The organism is Roseateles asaccharophilus (genome assembly GCF_004362405.1).
GTDB lineage: Bacteria > Pseudomonadota > Gammaproteobacteria > Burkholderiales > Burkholderiaceae_C > Kinneretia > Kinneretia asaccharophila.
This window is the reverse complement of record NZ_SNXE01000010.1, coordinates 145,964-161,513: the sequence shown is the minus strand read 5'-3', so window position 1 is coordinate 161,513 and position 15,550 is coordinate 145,964. Positions and strand designations below refer to the sequence as shown.

15 protein-coding genes are annotated in these 15,550 nt (G+C 67.5%); 2 read left to right on the top strand and 13 right to left on the bottom strand.

Annotated features, from left to right (window positions below):
• Nucleotides 1–280 precede the first annotated feature (280 nt).
• From DFR39_RS18085 to DFR39_RS18065, 5 genes are all read right to left on the bottom strand, one after another.
• Nucleotides 281–1,789, bottom strand: a complete 1,509-nt coding sequence (locus DFR39_RS18085; protein WP_133605236.1) for a tripartite tricarboxylate transporter permease — start codon at nt 1,787–1,789, stop codon at nt 281–283.
• A gap of 13 nt (nt 1,790–1,802) precedes the next feature.
• Nucleotides 1,803–2,267: a tripartite tricarboxylate transporter TctB family protein gene (locus DFR39_RS18080; RefSeq protein ID WP_133605235.1), complete on the bottom strand. Its 465-nt coding sequence runs from the start codon at nt 2,265–2,267 to the stop codon at nt 1,803–1,805.
• A 142-nt stretch (nt 2,268–2,409) separates the two neighbouring features.
• Nucleotides 2,410–4,209, bottom strand: coding sequence for a type IV pilus assembly ATPase TfpB (tfpB, locus tag DFR39_RS18075; RefSeq protein WP_133605234.1), 1,800 nt, complete (start codon nt 4,207–4,209; stop codon nt 2,410–2,412).
• The gene (locus DFR39_RS18070; protein WP_211343903.1) at nt 4,206–5,006 is read right to left on the bottom strand and encodes a spermine/spermidine synthase domain-containing protein; all 801 of its coding nucleotides are present in this window, start codon (nt 5,004–5,006) and stop codon (nt 4,206–4,208) included. The genes tfpB and DFR39_RS18070 overlap by 4 nt, the downstream gene beginning before the upstream one ends.
• The gene (locus DFR39_RS18065) at nt 5,003–5,533 is read right to left on the bottom strand and encodes a DNA-deoxyinosine glycosylase (RefSeq protein WP_133605233.1); all 531 of its coding nucleotides are present in this window, start codon (nt 5,531–5,533) and stop codon (nt 5,003–5,005) included. The genes DFR39_RS18070 and DFR39_RS18065 overlap by 4 nt, the downstream gene beginning before the upstream one ends.
• A gap of 38 nt (nt 5,534–5,571) precedes the next feature.
• Here DFR39_RS18065 and DFR39_RS18060 point away from each other — a divergent pair, with 38 nt between their 5' ends.
• Nucleotides 5,572–6,381 carry a mechanosensitive ion channel family protein gene (locus tag DFR39_RS18060; RefSeq protein WP_133605232.1) on the top strand — a complete coding sequence of 270 codons (810 nt, stop codon included), beginning with the start codon at nt 5,572–5,574 and terminating at the stop codon, nt 6,379–6,381.
• Here DFR39_RS18060 and DFR39_RS18055 read toward each other — a convergent pair.
• The 5 genes from DFR39_RS18055 to DFR39_RS18035 form a co-directional block, all read right to left on the bottom strand.
• Complete coding sequence (locus DFR39_RS18055) at nt 6,378–7,199, bottom strand: TatD family hydrolase (protein ID WP_133605246.1); 822 nt, start codon at nt 7,197–7,199, stop codon at nt 6,378–6,380. The two genes, DFR39_RS18060 and DFR39_RS18055, sit on opposite strands and share 4 nt — an antisense overlap.
• 140 nt (nt 7,200–7,339) lie before the next feature.
• Nucleotides 7,340–8,206: a formyltetrahydrofolate deformylase gene (gene purU, locus DFR39_RS18050; protein WP_133605231.1), complete on the bottom strand. Its 867-nt coding sequence runs from the start codon at nt 8,204–8,206 to the stop codon at nt 7,340–7,342.
• 43 nt (nt 8,207–8,249) lie between these two features.
• Nucleotides 8,250–8,924 (bottom strand): ABC transporter ATP-binding protein, encoded by a 675-nt coding sequence (locus DFR39_RS18045; RefSeq protein ID WP_133605230.1) that lies wholly within the window; start codon nt 8,922–8,924, stop codon nt 8,250–8,252.
• Nucleotides 8,917–10,188, bottom strand: coding sequence for a lipoprotein-releasing ABC transporter permease subunit (locus DFR39_RS18040; protein ID WP_133605229.1), 1,272 nt, complete (start codon nt 10,186–10,188; stop codon nt 8,917–8,919). Before DFR39_RS18040 ends, DFR39_RS18045 begins: the two co-directional genes overlap by 8 nt.
• Nucleotides 10,189–10,240: 52 nt before the next feature.
• Nucleotides 10,241–10,930, bottom strand: a complete 690-nt coding sequence (locus tag DFR39_RS18035) for a hypothetical protein (protein WP_133605228.1) — start codon at nt 10,928–10,930, stop codon at nt 10,241–10,243.
• A 148-nt stretch (nt 10,931–11,078) separates the two neighbouring features.
• Between DFR39_RS18035 and DFR39_RS18030 the strand changes: the two genes are divergently transcribed.
• Nucleotides 11,079–12,362, top strand: coding sequence for an alpha/beta fold hydrolase (locus DFR39_RS18030; protein ID WP_162849578.1), 1,284 nt, complete (start codon nt 11,079–11,081; stop codon nt 12,360–12,362).
• Here DFR39_RS18030 and DFR39_RS18025 read toward each other — a convergent pair.
• From DFR39_RS18025 to DFR39_RS18015, 3 genes are read right to left on the bottom strand one after another with little or no spacing between them, the layout of a single operon-like run.
• Nucleotides 12,334–13,800 (bottom strand): sensor histidine kinase, encoded by a 1,467-nt coding sequence (locus tag DFR39_RS18025; protein ID WP_133605226.1) that lies wholly within the window; start codon nt 13,798–13,800, stop codon nt 12,334–12,336. The two genes, DFR39_RS18030 and DFR39_RS18025, sit on opposite strands and share 29 nt — an antisense overlap.
• Nucleotides 13,797–14,468, bottom strand: a complete 672-nt coding sequence (locus DFR39_RS18020; protein WP_133605225.1) for a response regulator — start codon at nt 14,466–14,468, stop codon at nt 13,797–13,799. Before DFR39_RS18020 ends, DFR39_RS18025 begins: the two co-directional genes overlap by 4 nt.
• Before the next feature lie 60 nt (nt 14,469–14,528).
• The gene (locus DFR39_RS18015) at nt 14,529–15,428 is read right to left on the bottom strand and encodes an alpha/beta fold hydrolase (protein ID WP_133605224.1); all 900 of its coding nucleotides are present in this window, start codon (nt 15,426–15,428) and stop codon (nt 14,529–14,531) included.
• Nucleotides 15,429–15,550 lie beyond the last annotated feature (122 nt).

Below are 15,550 nucleotides of genomic sequence, written 5' to 3'. Positions count from 1 at the left end.
TACTGTTCGCCGCGCTTTTCGCTTCCCTTCACTCACCACCACCGCTCTTGCGAGCCGCTGTGATCAGCGAAGCCCGCAACTGTAGCACAGGATTTTTGGCGCGCAAGCAACTTTTTCATGCGCCGTCTTCACGCCCGCTAGACCAAGCGTCTTTCGGGGCAGCCAAGGGCTGGGCGACCGCGAAAGAGAAAAAGCCCCGCAGCTTTCGCTGCGGGGCCATTCCACATACTTGGCGCCGACGAGTCCAACGCCAGGTCGGCGCTTGGCGGCAGGTTCAGACTCAGTCTTCGTCCTTGAACGCCTCTTCGCGCTTGTTCTTGATGGACGGCAGCATGACCACCACCACCATCAGCGTCGCGGCGATCAGCAAGCTGGCCGACAAGGGGCGCGTCATGAAGGTGGTCCAGTCGCCGCGCGACAGCAGCAAGGCGCGGCGCAGGTTTTCTTCCATCATGGGGCCGAGGATGAAGCCCAAGAGCAAGGGAGCAGGCTCGCAGCGCAGCTTGTAGAACAGGTAGCCCACCACGGCAAAGAGGGCCGTCAGGTACACATCGAAGCTGTTGTTGTTCAGCGTGTAGGTGCCGATGCAGCAGAACACCACAATGGCCGGAAACAGGAAGCGATAGGGAACGGTGAGCAGCTTGATCCAGATGCCGATCAAGGGCAGGTTCAGGATGACCAGCATCAGATTGCCGATCCACATGGACGCGATCAAGCCCCAGAACAGTTCCGGATTGCTGGTCATGACCTGCGGACCGGGCTGAATGCCCTTGATGGTCATGGCGCCCACCATCAAAGCCATCACGGCATTTGGCGGAATACCCAGGGTCAGCATGGGAATGAAGCTGGTCTGTGCGCCGGCGTTATTGGCCGATTCGGGACCGGCCACGCCCTGGATCGCACCCTTGCCGAACTTCTCCGGCGTCTTGGACAGCTTTTTCTCCAGCGTGTAGGCCGCGAAGGAAGACAGCAGCGCACCGCCACCGGGCAACACACCCAGGATGGATCCCAGCGAGGTACCGCGAAGCACGGCGGGCCAGGCATCCTTGAAGTCCTGCTTGGTCGGCCACAAACCCTTCACATCCTTGGTGAAGACCTCGCGATGCTCGGCGGGCTTGCCGAGGTTGGCGATGATCTCCCCGAAACCGAACACGCCCATGGCGATGACGACGAAGTTGATGCCGTCGGTCAACTCAGGAATGTCGAAGGAGTAGCGCGGGGTGCCGGAAATCACATCGGTGTTGACCTGCCCCAGCAACAGGCCCAGCAAAATCATGGCGATGGCCTTGATCAGAGAACCTGAGGCCAGCACCACGGCACCGATCAGACCCAGCACCATCAGCGAGAAGTACTCGGCCGGACCAAACTTGAAGGCCAGTTCGGTCAGCGGCGGCGCAAATGCGGCAATCACGATGGTGCCCACGCAACCGGCAAAGAAGGAGCCCAGACCGGCGGCCGCCAAGGCGGCGCCCGCGCGACCCTGGCGGGCCATCTGGTAACCATCGATCGCGGTGACGACCGAGCTCGATTCGCCCGGCACATTGATCAGAATGGCCGTGGTCGATCCGCCGTACTGTGCGCCGTAGTAGATGCCTGCCAGCATGATCAGGGCGGGCGTCGCGTCAAGCGCATAGATTGAGGGCAGCAGCATGGCGATGGTGGCCACGGGGCCCAGACCCGGCAGCACGCCGATCAGGGTGCCCAGCACCGCACCGCCAAAGGCGTACAGCAGATTCTGCAGCGTGAGCGCCGTGCCGAAGCCCAGCGCCAGATTGTTCAAAAGTTCCATGTCCCGCTACTCCTCAACGCCCCAGGAAGGTGGGCCACAGCGGGATCACCAGATTCAAGCCCCACACAAAGATGACCCAGCTGCCGACCGTGAGGAAGGCAGCCGTGAGCAGGGCTTCCAGCCACTTGAACTCATCACCGGCCATGGCAGCAATCACCACCAGCAGGGGCAGCGCGATCACCATGCCCAGGTGCGGCAAGGCCCAGCCGAACAGCACGATGGCCCCGACGATGACGCCAAGCGGGCGCCAGGCGATGGCACCAATGCGGCCGCCGTCCTCCGATTCGATGGTCAGCGCCTTGAACAGCACCACGGCTCCCAGCACGGCGAGCAGAATGCCCAGGCCAAAGGGGAAGTAGCCGGGGCCGGGTCGGGCCGAATTGCCGAAGCTGTATTCCGTAGCGCCCCAGGCAAAGCCCAGGCCCACCAGCAAGAACATCAGCCCCGACCAGAAGTCTGTTTGACTTTTGATCTTCATGTGAGGAACCCTCTATCGCATTGGACTGCCCGCATTCTAGGCAGCCCCCTCCTGCGACCCTGTGTGGTTTCCACGTAAGCATCTGCCACAGCGCAGCCCGGCAAAGCGGGCCGAAGGCGGCCTCAATGCCTCAGGGCATTCCTCAGGCTTCCCATTGCGGAGTGCTGCGCAAGACCTCTTCCAGCGTGGTCAGGCCTTCCGCCACCTTCATGGCCCCTGCAAGGCGCAGGGGCCTCAAGCCCTCATGCATGGCCTGACGCCGCAAGGCGGACGCATCAGGCGTGGGGTGGATGGTGGCCTTGACGGCCTCGCTGACGATCAGCAATTCATACAGGCCGGCACGCCCACGGTAGCCCGTGTTGCGGCAGTCCAGGCAACCCACCGGCTTATAGGGCTTGACCCCACCGCTCATGCGCCAGTGCTTGAGCATCTCGTTGAGCGTCTCGCGCGTCACCTGCGGGTCGGGCTGCTTGCAGGTCGGGCACAGAGTGCGCACCAGCCGCTGAGCCAGCACCCCGATCACGGTTGCCGTGATCAGATAGGGAGGCACACCCAGATCGGTCAGGCGGGTAATGGCCGAGGCGGCGTCATTGGTGTGCAGGGTGCTGAAGACAAGATGCCCGGTCAGTGCCGCCTGAATGGCCATCTCGGCCGTTTCCAGGTCGCGGATCTCGCCCACCATGATGATGTCCGGATCCTGGCGCATCAGGGCGCGCAGGCCTTCGGCAAACCCCAGGTCCAGCGCGGGCTGCACCTGGGTCTGATTGAAGGCCGGCTCGATCATCTCGATCGGGTCCTCGATGGTCGTGACATTGACCTCGTCCGTGGCCAAACGCTTGAGCGTGGAGTAGAGCGTCGAGGTCTTGCCGCTGCCGGTGGGCCCAGTCACCAGGATGATGCCGTGGGGCTGGGCCGTCAGGCGGGTCCAGCGCTCCGCGTCATGGCCGGCAAAGCCCAGCTGGTCCAGGCTCTTCACGGCGGTATCGGGGTCAAAGATGCGCATCACCATCTTCTCGCCGAAGGCCGTGGGCAAGGTGGAGAGGCGCATTTCCACCTCGTCCCCAGCCGGGTTGCGCGTCTTGATGCGGCCATCCAGCGGGCGGCGGCGCTCCACCACGTCCATGCGGCCCAGCAGCTTGATACGCGAGGTCATGGCGCTCATCACCGAGGGCGGCAGCTGGTAGACCGTGTGCAGCACCCCGTCGATGCGGAAGCGGATCACGCCCATATCGCGGCGCGGCTCCAGATGGATGTCACTGGCGCGCTGGTCAAAGGCGTACTGCCACAGCCAATCCACCACCTGGACCACACCCTGGTCGTTCGCGTCCAACTGCTTGTTGCTCTTGCCCAGCTCCACCAGCTGCTCGAAGCTGGCGATCTGGGTCACTTCGCCCGTCTTGGTGGCGGCACGCACCGAGCGCGCCAGGGTGTAGAACTCGGTGGTGTAGCGCGCAATCTCCAACGGATTCGCCAACACCAGGCGCACCGGCTTGCGCGCATGCGACTCGATCTGGGCCACCCAGCTGCGGTCATAGGGCTCGGAGGTGGCGATCACGACCTCGGTCAGCCCCACCTGCACCGGCAGACAGCGCTTGGCCTCCGCGTAGCCCACCGACATGATGTCGGACACCCGCCCCACATCAACCTTGAGCGGATCGATGCGCAGATAAGGCATCTGCGCCCTACTGGCTAGCCACTCGGTGAGCTGCTCCAGATCCAAAGACTTGCCGGTGCCCGCGCGCACCAGACCCGCATGCCCCAGGCGCACAAGGGGATGCAGTGAGGAATCCCCCGCCGCAAAGCGAGCCTCCGTGCGCTGCACCTGATCGGCATCTACCAGCCCATCCTCCTGCATCCAGCGCAGGAGGGTGCGCCACTCCAGCCGGCCCTCGGGCTTGACGGGGCCGGCGGCAGGCTTGGTCGGGGATGGCTTCGCACTCATGCTTGCGACTCGCTCAGAAGCTGGTTGATGATGCTCATCGGCAGCGGCCTCACCAGGCGCAACCATTTGCGCGCCGGCAAGTCGTACTGCGATTCGATGTTATCTGCACGCCGCTCCAGCGTCTCCCGGTCCGGCACCTGCACGCCTCGCGCGGCCACCACCACGGTATTGCCTTCCTTGGTGGGGGCCAGGCTCCAGACCTGGTCGCTGCCAAAGACCCGGGCAATGCGCGCGGCACTGCGTGCAAAGCTGGCGTGGCGGCCGAAGAGATTGACCGTCATCAGCCCCCCGTCCTCCAGCACGGCACGGCAGTCGGCGTAGAAGGCTTCGTCGTCCAGCACCGGGGAGGCGGCATCGTGGTCGTAAAGGTCCACATTCAGCACCGCGGTGCTCTGCCAGTTCGCCGGGTCGGCGACCCAGGCGGCGGCGTCCTCGTTGAGCACGCTCAGGCGCTGGTCGTCCTCCGGCAGATGAAACCAGGCCCGGCAGGCCGAGATCACCGTGGGATTGAGCTCCACGGCGGTGGTCTTCATGCGCAGCACCTTGTGACTGAAGCGGGTCAATGCCGCCGCGCCCAGCCCGAGCTGCACCACCCGCCCCTCGCGCAGGGACGCGCTGTCACGCCAGAGCATCCAGGCCATCATGCGCTGGATGTATTCCAGCTCCAGCTGCTGGGGCTTGCGGATGCGCATCGCGCCTTGCACCCAGATGCTGTCCAGGTGAAGGTAGCGCACACCATCATGCTCGCTCAGCGTGGCGGGCACCCAGTCAATCTTCTTGTTGCTCTTCTTGCTCATGGCGTGAGTAGACCATGGCGGGCGAAGACCTCGCGCCAGGCTGCGAGCTTGCGCTCGAAGGACCAGCTGGCATTGGCCGGACTGCTGGAGGGCAGACGGTAGACCGGCCGGCCCAGGGCGGCCGTCACCCTCATCAGCCGGGCCGATTCGCCGCCGTTATGCGCCACGGCCTGCAGCTGGGGCAGGCGCGCGGCCAGACCGGCCAGATCATTGGGCTCGGCGGCACGGATGGCACTGTCCAGACTGCCTTCGCGTTCGCAGGCGGCATAGACATCCCAGATGGCCAGGCCGCGTGCGCGCACCCGCTCCAGGCGCTGCTCATAGCCCAGGGCACGCAGATCCTCACCCCACAGGGCAGACAGCAGGGGCCAGAACTGATTGCGTGGGTGGCCGTAGTACTGCTGAGCGGCCAAGGAGGCGGCGCTGGGAAAGCTGCCCAGCAGCAGCAGGCGGGCGCTGGGCGCCCAGACCGGGGCCAGGCCTTGCCATCTTGGGGGGTGGGCAAGCGCTGCAGGCTTTGCCATCATGAGCCTATCCGGCACAGACACAGGGAGAGTTCCTCATCATGAACACCGAAGCAATCTGGCAATTCATCAGCACCCAAGGCCTGGATTTCGGCCTCAAGGTGCTGGCCGCCCTGGCGGCCTGGATCCTCGGCCGCTGGATTATCAGTCTGGCCGTTCGCCTCTTCACCCGCGCGCTGGAAGCCGGCAAGCGGGTGGACTCCACCCTCTCCAACTACCTGCGCTCCATCCTCACGGTGCTCTTGAACATCGTGCTGGTGCTGGCGATTTTGGACATCTTCGGCATCAAGACCACCTCCTTCGCCGCCCTGCTGGCCGGCGCGGGCCTGGCCATCGGCACGGCCTGGGGCGGCCTGCTCACGCATTTCGCCGCGGGTGTCTTCATGCAGGTGCTGCGGCCCTTCAAGGTGGGCGACTTCGTACAGGTGGGCGGCGTCACCGGAACGGTCAGCGAGATCGGCCTGTTCGGCACCACGGTGATCACACCCGATAACGTCCAAACCATCATCGGCAACAACAAGATCTTCTCGGACACCATTCAGAACTATTCCACCCTGCCCCACCGCCGGGTGGACTGCGTGGCCAAGGTGGCCAATACCGTGGACCCGCTGGACGCCATCGCTCGTCTGCGGCCCGTGATCGCCGCCATCCCGAACGTGGTGGCCAAGCCGGCACCCGATATCGAGATCCTGAGCTTCACCCCCGAGGGCCCACTGCTCTGCGTGCGCCCCTACTGCCACACCGACCACTACTGGCAGGTCTATTTCGACACCCACAAGGCCGTGGTCGCCACCTTCGGCGCCGCCGGCTATCCCGTGCCAGAAACCCCGCTGGCGCCGCGCAACCGCTAAGTGCGCATCAACGCGGCCAGGCGCGGCAGGGCCGCCAGGGTATTGGCCCGGGTGCAGGCGGCGGTGGCCTCCAGGGTCCAGCCGCGCAGATGGGCCAGGCTCTGGGCAATGCGCGGCAGCTCGGCCGGCTCGTTGCGGCCCTGGGCCTGGCCCGCGGCGCGCTGCTCGGCGGTGGCATAGAGCCAGTGCGGCGGAATGTCGGGCGCATCGGTCTCCAGCACCAGGCTATCGGCCGGCAGCTCGGCCGCCAGGCGGCGGATCTGCAGCGAGCGCTCATACGTGAGTGTGCCGCCGAAACCCAGCTTGAAGCCCAGGGCGATGAAGGTGTCGGCCTGCTGGCGGCTGCCATTGAAGGCGTGCGCAATGCCGCCCCGCACCACGGTGCGGCGCAGGCCGCGCAGCAGCTGGTCGGCGCTCCTGCGCACATGCAGGATCACCGGCAGCTCGAAGCGCTGCGCCAGCCTGAGCTGTTCGGTGTAAAAAAGCTCCTGGCGGTCCGCGTCCAGGCCCGGCACAAAGAAATCCAGGCCGATCTCGCCCACGGCCACCAGGCGCGGGTCCTCGCGGTGGCGCTCCAGCAGACGGGCCAAGGTGGCCAAATCCTCGTCGCGCGCCTTCATCACATAAAGCGGATGGATGCCCAGGGCATAGGCAAAGCCATGGGCATGCGCCAGATCGCGTGCGGCCTCGAAGTCGAAGGCGCCGACCGCGGGGATCACGATTTGCGAAACACCCGCAGCGCGGGCGCGAGACACCACCTCGTCCCGATCCGCGTCGAACTCCGGCGCGTCCAGGTGGCAGTGGCTGTCCACCCACATGAGGCTCACCCACCCCCGTTGACGCTGCGCGTCTCCCCCTCAAGGGGGCGCAGCCAGTGGCCTGGCAAAGCCAGTTCCACGGCTGCCGCTCGGCTCGACCGAGCTTTTGCGATGAGGAGCCGGCTTGCCGACATCGGGCCTTACCTGAACACCACCGTGCGGTGGCCGTTGAGCAGCACGCGGTGCTCGGCATGCCACTGGATGGCGCGCGCCAGGGTCACGCATTCCACATCGCGGCCCATGGCCACCAGCTGCTCGGGCGCCAGGCTGTGGTCGATGCGCGCCACCTCCTGCTCGATGATGGGGCCCTCGTCCAGGTCCGAGGTCACATAGTGGGCCGTGGCGCCGATCAGCTTGACCCCGCGCTCATAGGCCTGGTGGTAGGGCTTGGCGCCCTTGAAGCTGGGCAGGAAGCTGTGGTGGATATTGATGGCCCGGCCCGAGAGGTATTGGCACAGCTCGGGGCTGAGGATCTGCATATAGCGCGCCAGCACCACCAGGTCGATGCGGTTCTCCTCGATCACCTCGATGATCTTGCGCTCCTGCGCCGCCTTCTGCTGAGGCGTGCTGTTCAGCAGCGGGAAGTGGTGGAAGGGAATGTTGTGCGAGGCGGCCAGCTGGTAGAAGTCGCGGTGGTTGCTGACGATGGCCGGGATCTCGATGGGCAGATGCCCGGTCTGCACGCGGAACAGCAGATCGTTCAGGCAGTGGCCCAGCTTGGACACCAGCAGCAGCACGCGGGTCTTGGTCTCGCGGCCCACCAGCTCCCAGTCCATCTGCAGGCGCTGGGCCAGAGGCTCGAAGGCCTGGCGCAGGGCCGCGCCCTCGGCCGGCGCCGCCGCCTCGAACTCGATGCGCATGAAGAAGCGCTGGTGGTCGGCGTCACCATGCTGGTGCGAGGTGACGATATTGCCGCCCTGCTCCAGCAGAAAACCGGTCACGGCGTGGACGATGCCGGCCTGGTCGGGGCAGCTCAGTTTCAGGATGAAGCGGGCGGTCTGGCTCATACAGCGGTGGCGGCTGGGTTGGAGAGAAATCGGGCCCGCGATCCTACTGCAGGGCGCCGCCCACCAGTTTCAGCTGCGTTTCGCAGCGCGCGGCCAGGCCCTGGTCATGGGTCACCAGCACAAAGGCCGTGCCCTGGGCGCGGGCCGTCTCCAGCATCAGGGCGAAGACGGCGTCGGCCGTGTCGCGGTCCAGATTGCCGGTGGGCTCATCGGCCAGCACGCAGGCCGGCTGGGTGACCAGGGCGCGGGCGATGGCCACGCGCTGGCGCTCGCCGCCCGAGAGCTCGGCCGGTCGGTGCGCCAGGCGCTGGCCCAGGCCCAGCCGGGCCAGCATGGCCGCCGCACGCTCGCGCGCCGCGGCCACCGGCTCGCGCCGCACGCGCAGGGGCATGGCCACATTGTCCAGAGCGCTGAACTCGGGCAGCAGGTGGTGGAACTGGTAGACAAAGCCCAGATGCTGGTTGCGCCACTGGCCCAAGGGCGCCTCGCCCATGGAAGCCAGATTGCGGCCCATCAGCGTGACCTGGCCGCTCGTGGGCTTGTCCAGCCCACCCAGCAAGTGCAGCAGGGTGCTCTTGCCCGAGCCCGAGGCGCCCAGCACCGCCAGGGTCTGGCCGCGCGCCACGCGGATGTCCACGCCCTTGAGGACCTGCACATCCAGGCCCCCTTCCTTGAAGCGGCGGCTCAGGGCCACGCCCTCCAAAACGAGATCATTCATAACGGAGCGCCTCGGCCGGTTGCACGCGGCTGGCGCGCCAGCTCGGGTAGAGGGTAGCCAGGAAGGCCAGGATCAGGGAGGTCACGGCAATCGGAATGATGTCGGCGCTCTGCGGGTCGCTGGGCATGCGGCTGATGAGGTAGATGCTGCCGGGCAGGAAACTCACATTCAGCAGTCGTTCGATGGCCGGCACGATCACATCGATATTGAAGGCCACCAGCAGACCCAGGCCCACGCCCGAGAGCGTGCCGATGATGCCGGCCGTGGCGCCCTGCACCATGAAGATGGCCATGATGGAGCGCGGGCTGGCGCCAAAGGTGCGCAGGATGGCGATGTCGGATTGCTTGTCCGTCACCGTCATCACCAGGGTGGAGACCAGGTTGAAGGCCGCCACCGCCACGATCAGGGTGAGGATGATGCCCATCAGGCGCTTCTCCACCTGCACCGCGTCGTACCAATTGGCATTGGTGCGGGTCCAGTCGCGCACGCGCAGCTCGGCGCCCAAAGCGCCCATGAGCCGCTCACCCACCCGGCGCGCCTCGTGCACATCGTGCAGCTTGAGCTGCACGCCGCTGGGGCCGCCGGTGCGGAACAGGCGTGCCGCATCGTCGATATCGATCAGCACCAGGCCGCTGTCGTACTCGTAGTGGCCCGCATGAAAGATGCCCACCACGGTGAAGCTCTTCAGGCGCGGCGTGGTGCCGGCGGGTGTGACCTGACCGCCGGGCGCCACCAGGGTGAGCTTGTCCCCCTCACGCACGCCCAGCTGGCGCGCCAGCTCGCCGCCAATGACCATGCCCCATTCGCCGCTGCGCAGCCGGGTGCTCACACCCTGCTTGAGCAGCTGGGCCGCCAAGGGGGTGATCTCGGCCTCGCGCTGCGGATCGATGCCGCGCACGATGGTGCCGCGCATCTCTTCGCCGCGCGCGATCAGGGCCTGCGAGAGCACGAAAGGCGCCGCACCGGCAATCCGCGGCCCCACCTCGGGCATGTCGCGCACGCGCTGGGCCACCGCCTGCCAATCTGCCAGGCCCTGGCCGTCATAGCTCATCAGCTCCACATGGGAGATGACGCTGAGCATGCGGTCCCGCACCTCCTTCTGGAAACCATTCATCACCGAGAGGACGATGATCAGGGCCGCCACCCCCAGGGCGATGCCCAACACCGACACGCCGGAGATGAAGGAAATGAAGCGGTTGCGCCGCCCGCCTCGGCCGGCGCGGGTGTAGCGCCAGCCGATCTGCAATTCATAGGGCCAATTCATGGGGCGGGATGCTAACCGAGGGGCGCCCCGCGGCGGCTTGGCCCATGAGGAGTCAGAGCTGCGCGGCGGGGTTCGATGCCGGCACCGTGGCAGGCAAGGCGGCCAGCAGCTCCCTGTAGACGGTCAGACGCTGCAGATAGGCTTCGCGCTCAGGCCAGGCGGGAAAGTCCTGGGCCAGACGCTCTTCCTGCGCCACCGCGTCCTGCTCGGCCGACGACGGCTGCTCGCCCCGCTGCAGGCGCTCGATCAAGCCCTCCAGGCGCGCCGCCGGCTCGCGGATCACGCGGGGCAGGCGCGCCATATCGTAGTTGCGGCACTGCCGGCGCGCGTCGTCTTCCCGCTCGACCAGGAGATGCGCCTGATGCATGTCCTGCATGTCCACGGCATCGCTGATCTGCAGCGCGAAGTGCTGCCGAACTTCATCCCGGCATTGCGCGCCGGTCTTGCCGCTGTCCCAGTCCCCACGCGCCGGCAGGGGTGGGTACTGCCTTCGCTCCTGAAGCCAGGTGAAGCAGGCCATGCGCTGCGTGCTGCCCAGCGCAAACTGCCGGCTGCAAGCCGCAAACGCTCCCTCGGGCAGCCCCTGGGCAAAGACCTGCCCCTCCACCCAGTCGGGATTCACACCCGCTGGCTCGGCGGCCTCGGCCCGCTCACGCTGCTCTTGCCAAGCCCAGCCCAGAATGCACAGGGCGCCGACCACGGTCAGAAAAGCCCAGGCCCTGTTGTAACGCGCACGGTTCATGCGCCCGGATGCTAACCGGGTTCACGGCGCCGCCCATCTTCAGCCAGCCTTCATCCCGCTCTCAGCCGGACTTCATCTCGCCCGGCCATCGTGCCCTGGCCGGTCCATGGCGACCGTTCAGCCCTTCCTAAGCACGAAAGGACCCCTCATGCGCTTCAAGCCAGTCTCTTTGCCACGCCCCTCCAGCCCATGCCGCCAGCCCTGGCGGCGCCCGGTTCTGGCCCTGCTGTTCAGCAGCGCCGTGTTGACCGCTTGCGGCGGTGGCGGCGACAGTGGCGCTAGTGGCAGCACCGCCCAAGCCGCAGCAGCGCCCCGCCTGCTGCGCAGCCAGAGCTATGACAAGGCGCCCAGCCTGGACGCCCTGGCCAGCAGTGCCCAGCTGCTGCGCTACCGCATGCCGGCCCTGCGCGGCGGCGAGACCGAGGCCAACAGCCTGCTCTTCCTGCCCCGAGGACAGGCCCCCGCGGGCGGCTGGCCCCTGCTGGTCTGGGCCCATGGCACCGTCGGGGTGGCCGATGACTGCGCGCCCAGCCGGCGCTTCCAGGACTCGCCCGAGCGCAGCATGGTGGAAGCCTTGCTCAAGGCCGGCTATGCGGTGCTGGCGCCCGACTACGAAGGTCTGGACGCACCGGGCCCCCACCCCTATCTCAGCCTGGACAGCCAGGGCCGCGCCATCGTCGCCGCGGTCGAGGCGGCCCATGAGCTCAAGTCGCTGAGCCTGAGCAAGGCCTGGGCGGTGATGGGCCACTCCCAGGGTGGCTTTGCCGCCCTGGCCGCCGCCGAACATGCGCCGAGCATCGCCGCCCGCTACCCCCTGCGCATCACCCTGGCCCTGGCCCCAGCCGCGGATCTGCCCGCCACCCTGACCGAGCTCGTGGAGCGCGTGCGCGACCTGGAAGCCAAGCTGCTGGCCGGGGATGCGAGCGTGGCCGAGGCCCTGGTCGAGACCGCCTACAGCCTGGCCTTCAACGGCACCATGCTGGCCCATGGGCTGCAGGCCCAGGATCCCGCGCTCAAACCCGGCCTGATGCTGCATGAGAGCTTTGTGCCCCTGGCCGAGCTGGCCCTGCGCGACAGCGATTGCGGCGCCTTCGAACAGGCCCTGCAGACGGGCTTGGCGCAGCATGTACAGGCGGGCGGACGGCTCAGCGAGTTCCGCTCCGTCAAGCCCGACGCCTTCGAGCAGCCCGCGCTGCGCGCCGCCGTGGCGCGCAATCTGCCGGGCCGCCAACGCCTGCAAGCGCCGGTGTTCTATCTGCAGGGCAGCGAAGACGAGCAGACCCCCGTCAAGGCCGCGCGCGCCCAAGCGGCCCGCATGCAGGCCCTGGGCACCGCGCTGCAGTACCTGGAAGTACCTGGGGCCACGCACAGCAGCGTGGTGGATTCGCAGCTCGACACCCTCATCAGCGTGCTGCGCCAGCACCATCGCTGAGCGCTGCCGGCTCGGCGCCGTCAGGCCAGCACAGCAGCACCAGCAGGCCCCCGCCGGGGGCATCATCCAGCTGCAAGCTGCCCCCTTGAGCCTGCATCACGCTGTCGGCAATGGCCAGGCCCAGTCCGCTGCCGGGCTGAGCCTGGCCCGGCAGCCGGGTAAAGCGGCTGAGTACGGCCTGGCGCCACTCGGGCGCAATGCCGGGCCCCTGATCCGCCACCGTGGCGCGCAAGCACCCAGGCTCGCGCCACAGGCGCAGCCTGACCGTGCCGGCCTGAGGACCGTACTTGATCGCGTTCTCCACCAGATTGGCAAACAGCGCATGCAGGCCCTCGGGACGCGCCATCAGCCACAGCGGTGACTCGGGCGCCTCGCAATCGAGCACCACCTGGCGCAGCCGGGCCAGCGGCGCCAACTCGGCCAGCACCTCGGGCACCAGCTGGGCTAGGTCCAGACGTTGCAGAGCCCCCTGCGCCTCGGCCTCGCTGCGCATCAGGGCCAGCAGCTGGTTCACCAGACGTACCGCCCGCTCGCTGCTGCGCAGCATGCCAGCCAGCAGGGCCTGACTCTGAGGCTCGCCACTCAGCTCGCGCAGGGACTCGGCGTACACATTCAGGGCCGTGAGCGGGGTGCGCAGCTCGTGCGCGGCGTCGGCCACAAAGCGGCGCTCGCGCGCCCGGGCCTCGCGCAGCTGGGCCAGCAACCGGTTGAGCGCGCTGACCAGGGGGCGCAGCTCCTGGGCCTTGGAAGGCGCCACAAAAGGCTCCAGATCCTGGGCGCCGCGCCGCGCGACCTCCTCGCTGAGCCGACGCCAGGGCCGCAGCGCCCAGCGCACCGACAACCAGGCCGGCAGCAGCAGCAAGGGCAGGCTCACCAGCAGGGGCAGCACCAAGAGGCCCCGGCCCTCCAGGGACACCATCAGAGCCATCACCGAGTGCGGGTAAACAAAGCTCAGGCTGGTCTGCTCGCCGGCTGCAGCACCCTGGCCCTGCACGGTCAGCACCAGCCAGCTGTCACCGGCATGCTCCAAGGTGTGCAGACCCGGGGGGTGCGGGCCCAGCAAGGCCTCGGCCAGACCGGCACTGGCAAACAGGCGCTGCGGGCCGCGCCACATCACCATGCCATTGGGTAGCAGGTCCTCGTCCTGTGCGCCCTCGCTGCCGCTGCGGTTCCAGCGATCCACCTGCTCCAGCACCCGGGCCAAGGCCTCGGGCTGATCGGCCAGGGCCTGGGCTGACATCACCACGGCCTGCATGGCCGGAATGGACTTTTCCATCTCGCTTTGCGAGATCTCATCGGCCAAGAGCCAGGCCACCAGACTCAGCCACAGCAGCGTGACCAGGGCGGCCTGGGCCAGCAGCAGACCACGCACCAGGGAGGGCTCGCGCAACCGCTGCCACAGGGCCGCGACACCGCGCCACCACGGCGCCTGCGTCATGGGCCCGCCGGGGGCTGGCGATCGATCACATAGCCCACACCCCGGATGGTGCGGATATAGCCCTCCCCGATCTTGCGCCGCAGGCTGGAGATGTGCACATCCAGCACATTGCTCTCGGCCGCACTGCCTTCCAGCACCTGGTCCTCCAGATGGCGCCGGGTCAGCACCCGGTCGGCGCGCTTGAGCAGGGCCGACAGGAGCTTGAACTCGCTGGGCGAGAGCTCCAGCGCCTGGCCGTCCAGCGTCACACGACGGGCTGCTTCCTGCAGGCACAGGCCGCGCAGCTGCAGCTGTCCCTGCTCCAGGCCGTAGCTGCGCCGCGCCAGGGCACGCACGCGCGAGAGCAGCTCGCTGAGCGCAAAGGGCTTGAGCAGAAAGTCATCGGCCCCGCCATCCAGGCCGCGCAGGCGCTCCGACAGGGCATCACGCGCGCTCAGAATCAGCACCGGCGCCTGCCGCTCCTGGCGCCGCATCCAGGCCAGCCAGGCATGGCCATCGCCATCGGGCAGACCCAGATCCAGCACCACCAGATCGGCCGGCTGCTGCAGCCAGCGGGCCTGGGCATCCACCAGGCGTCTGACCCAGGTCACGGCATGGCCCTCGGCCTCGAAGGCCAGGCGTACCCCGTCACCCAGATCCAGATCGTCTTCCACCAAGAGCAGCTTCATGCGCCGAATTAGAGCAAGCCCGTCTGAAGAGCTTGTGAAGGCAGGGCAAGCGGGCTGCGCTCAGGGCCCCGGCGCGCAGCGCCGCTGCCCCGGCTCACCCTGCAGGCGCGGGCAATGGGCGGCCACCAGGCGGTCCACGGCAGCGGCCACGGCCTGTGGATGGCGGCGCTGCAGATAGTGCTCGTCACCGGGCAGACGCTCGACGCGCTGCACCGCGGCCAACCGCCGCCAGTCCTCCCACAGCCGGGTGACCATGGCGGCAAAAGCGCCTTGCTCGATCAAGGGCCAGTCCGTGCGCGCCATCAGCAGGGCGGGCGGCGGCGGATTGGCCAGGGGCGGCAGCTCGGCCAGACAGTCGGCATGGCTGTCGAACTCCTGGCGCACGGCCTCGCTGAAGACCAGGCTGCGCAGGGTGCGCACGGTCGCCACCATGCCCGGCGTCTCCCGCTGCATGCTGGCCCAGTGCTCGGGGTGGGTGGGCTCCAGCAAGATGAGCCCCGCCACCTCCCGCGGATACAGGCGCGCAAAAGCATGCTGATACAGACCACCCAGGGAATGCCCCAGCAGGAGATAGGGCGGCTGCGCCCCCGATTGCCGCAGCAAGGCGTGCAACTCACGCGCCACCGTGCAGGGATCACGCGAGCCGGCAAGACGGGGGCTCGCGCCATAACCCGGGCGGTCATAGAGGAACACCGGATGCCGGGGCGTCAGCAGCGGCACCAAATCCGCCCAGACCTCATGGGAGTCGCCCAGGCCGGACTGCATCACCACCGTGGGACCAGGTCCCTGCCCGAGCTGCAGCCGGGCCAGCTGCTGCGGCCCTTGCGGTGTGGACAGCGACACCGGCTCGGGCCGCGGCAGGCTGGCACAGCCCAGCAGCAGGCTGGAGAACAGCAAGGCGAGCAACTTGCGCGGTCCGGACTTGCAGGCCCATGCCCCGTGTTTCACGTCTGAATTCATATCCACTCCTAAAGATACCAATCTGAGACCAAAACAGCGTCAATAGACGGATTCTCAAATCCCAAGATGAGCAATCCCTGAACGGGAACCGTGAATGCTGCGCCTGGTAAGCCCCGGGTTGC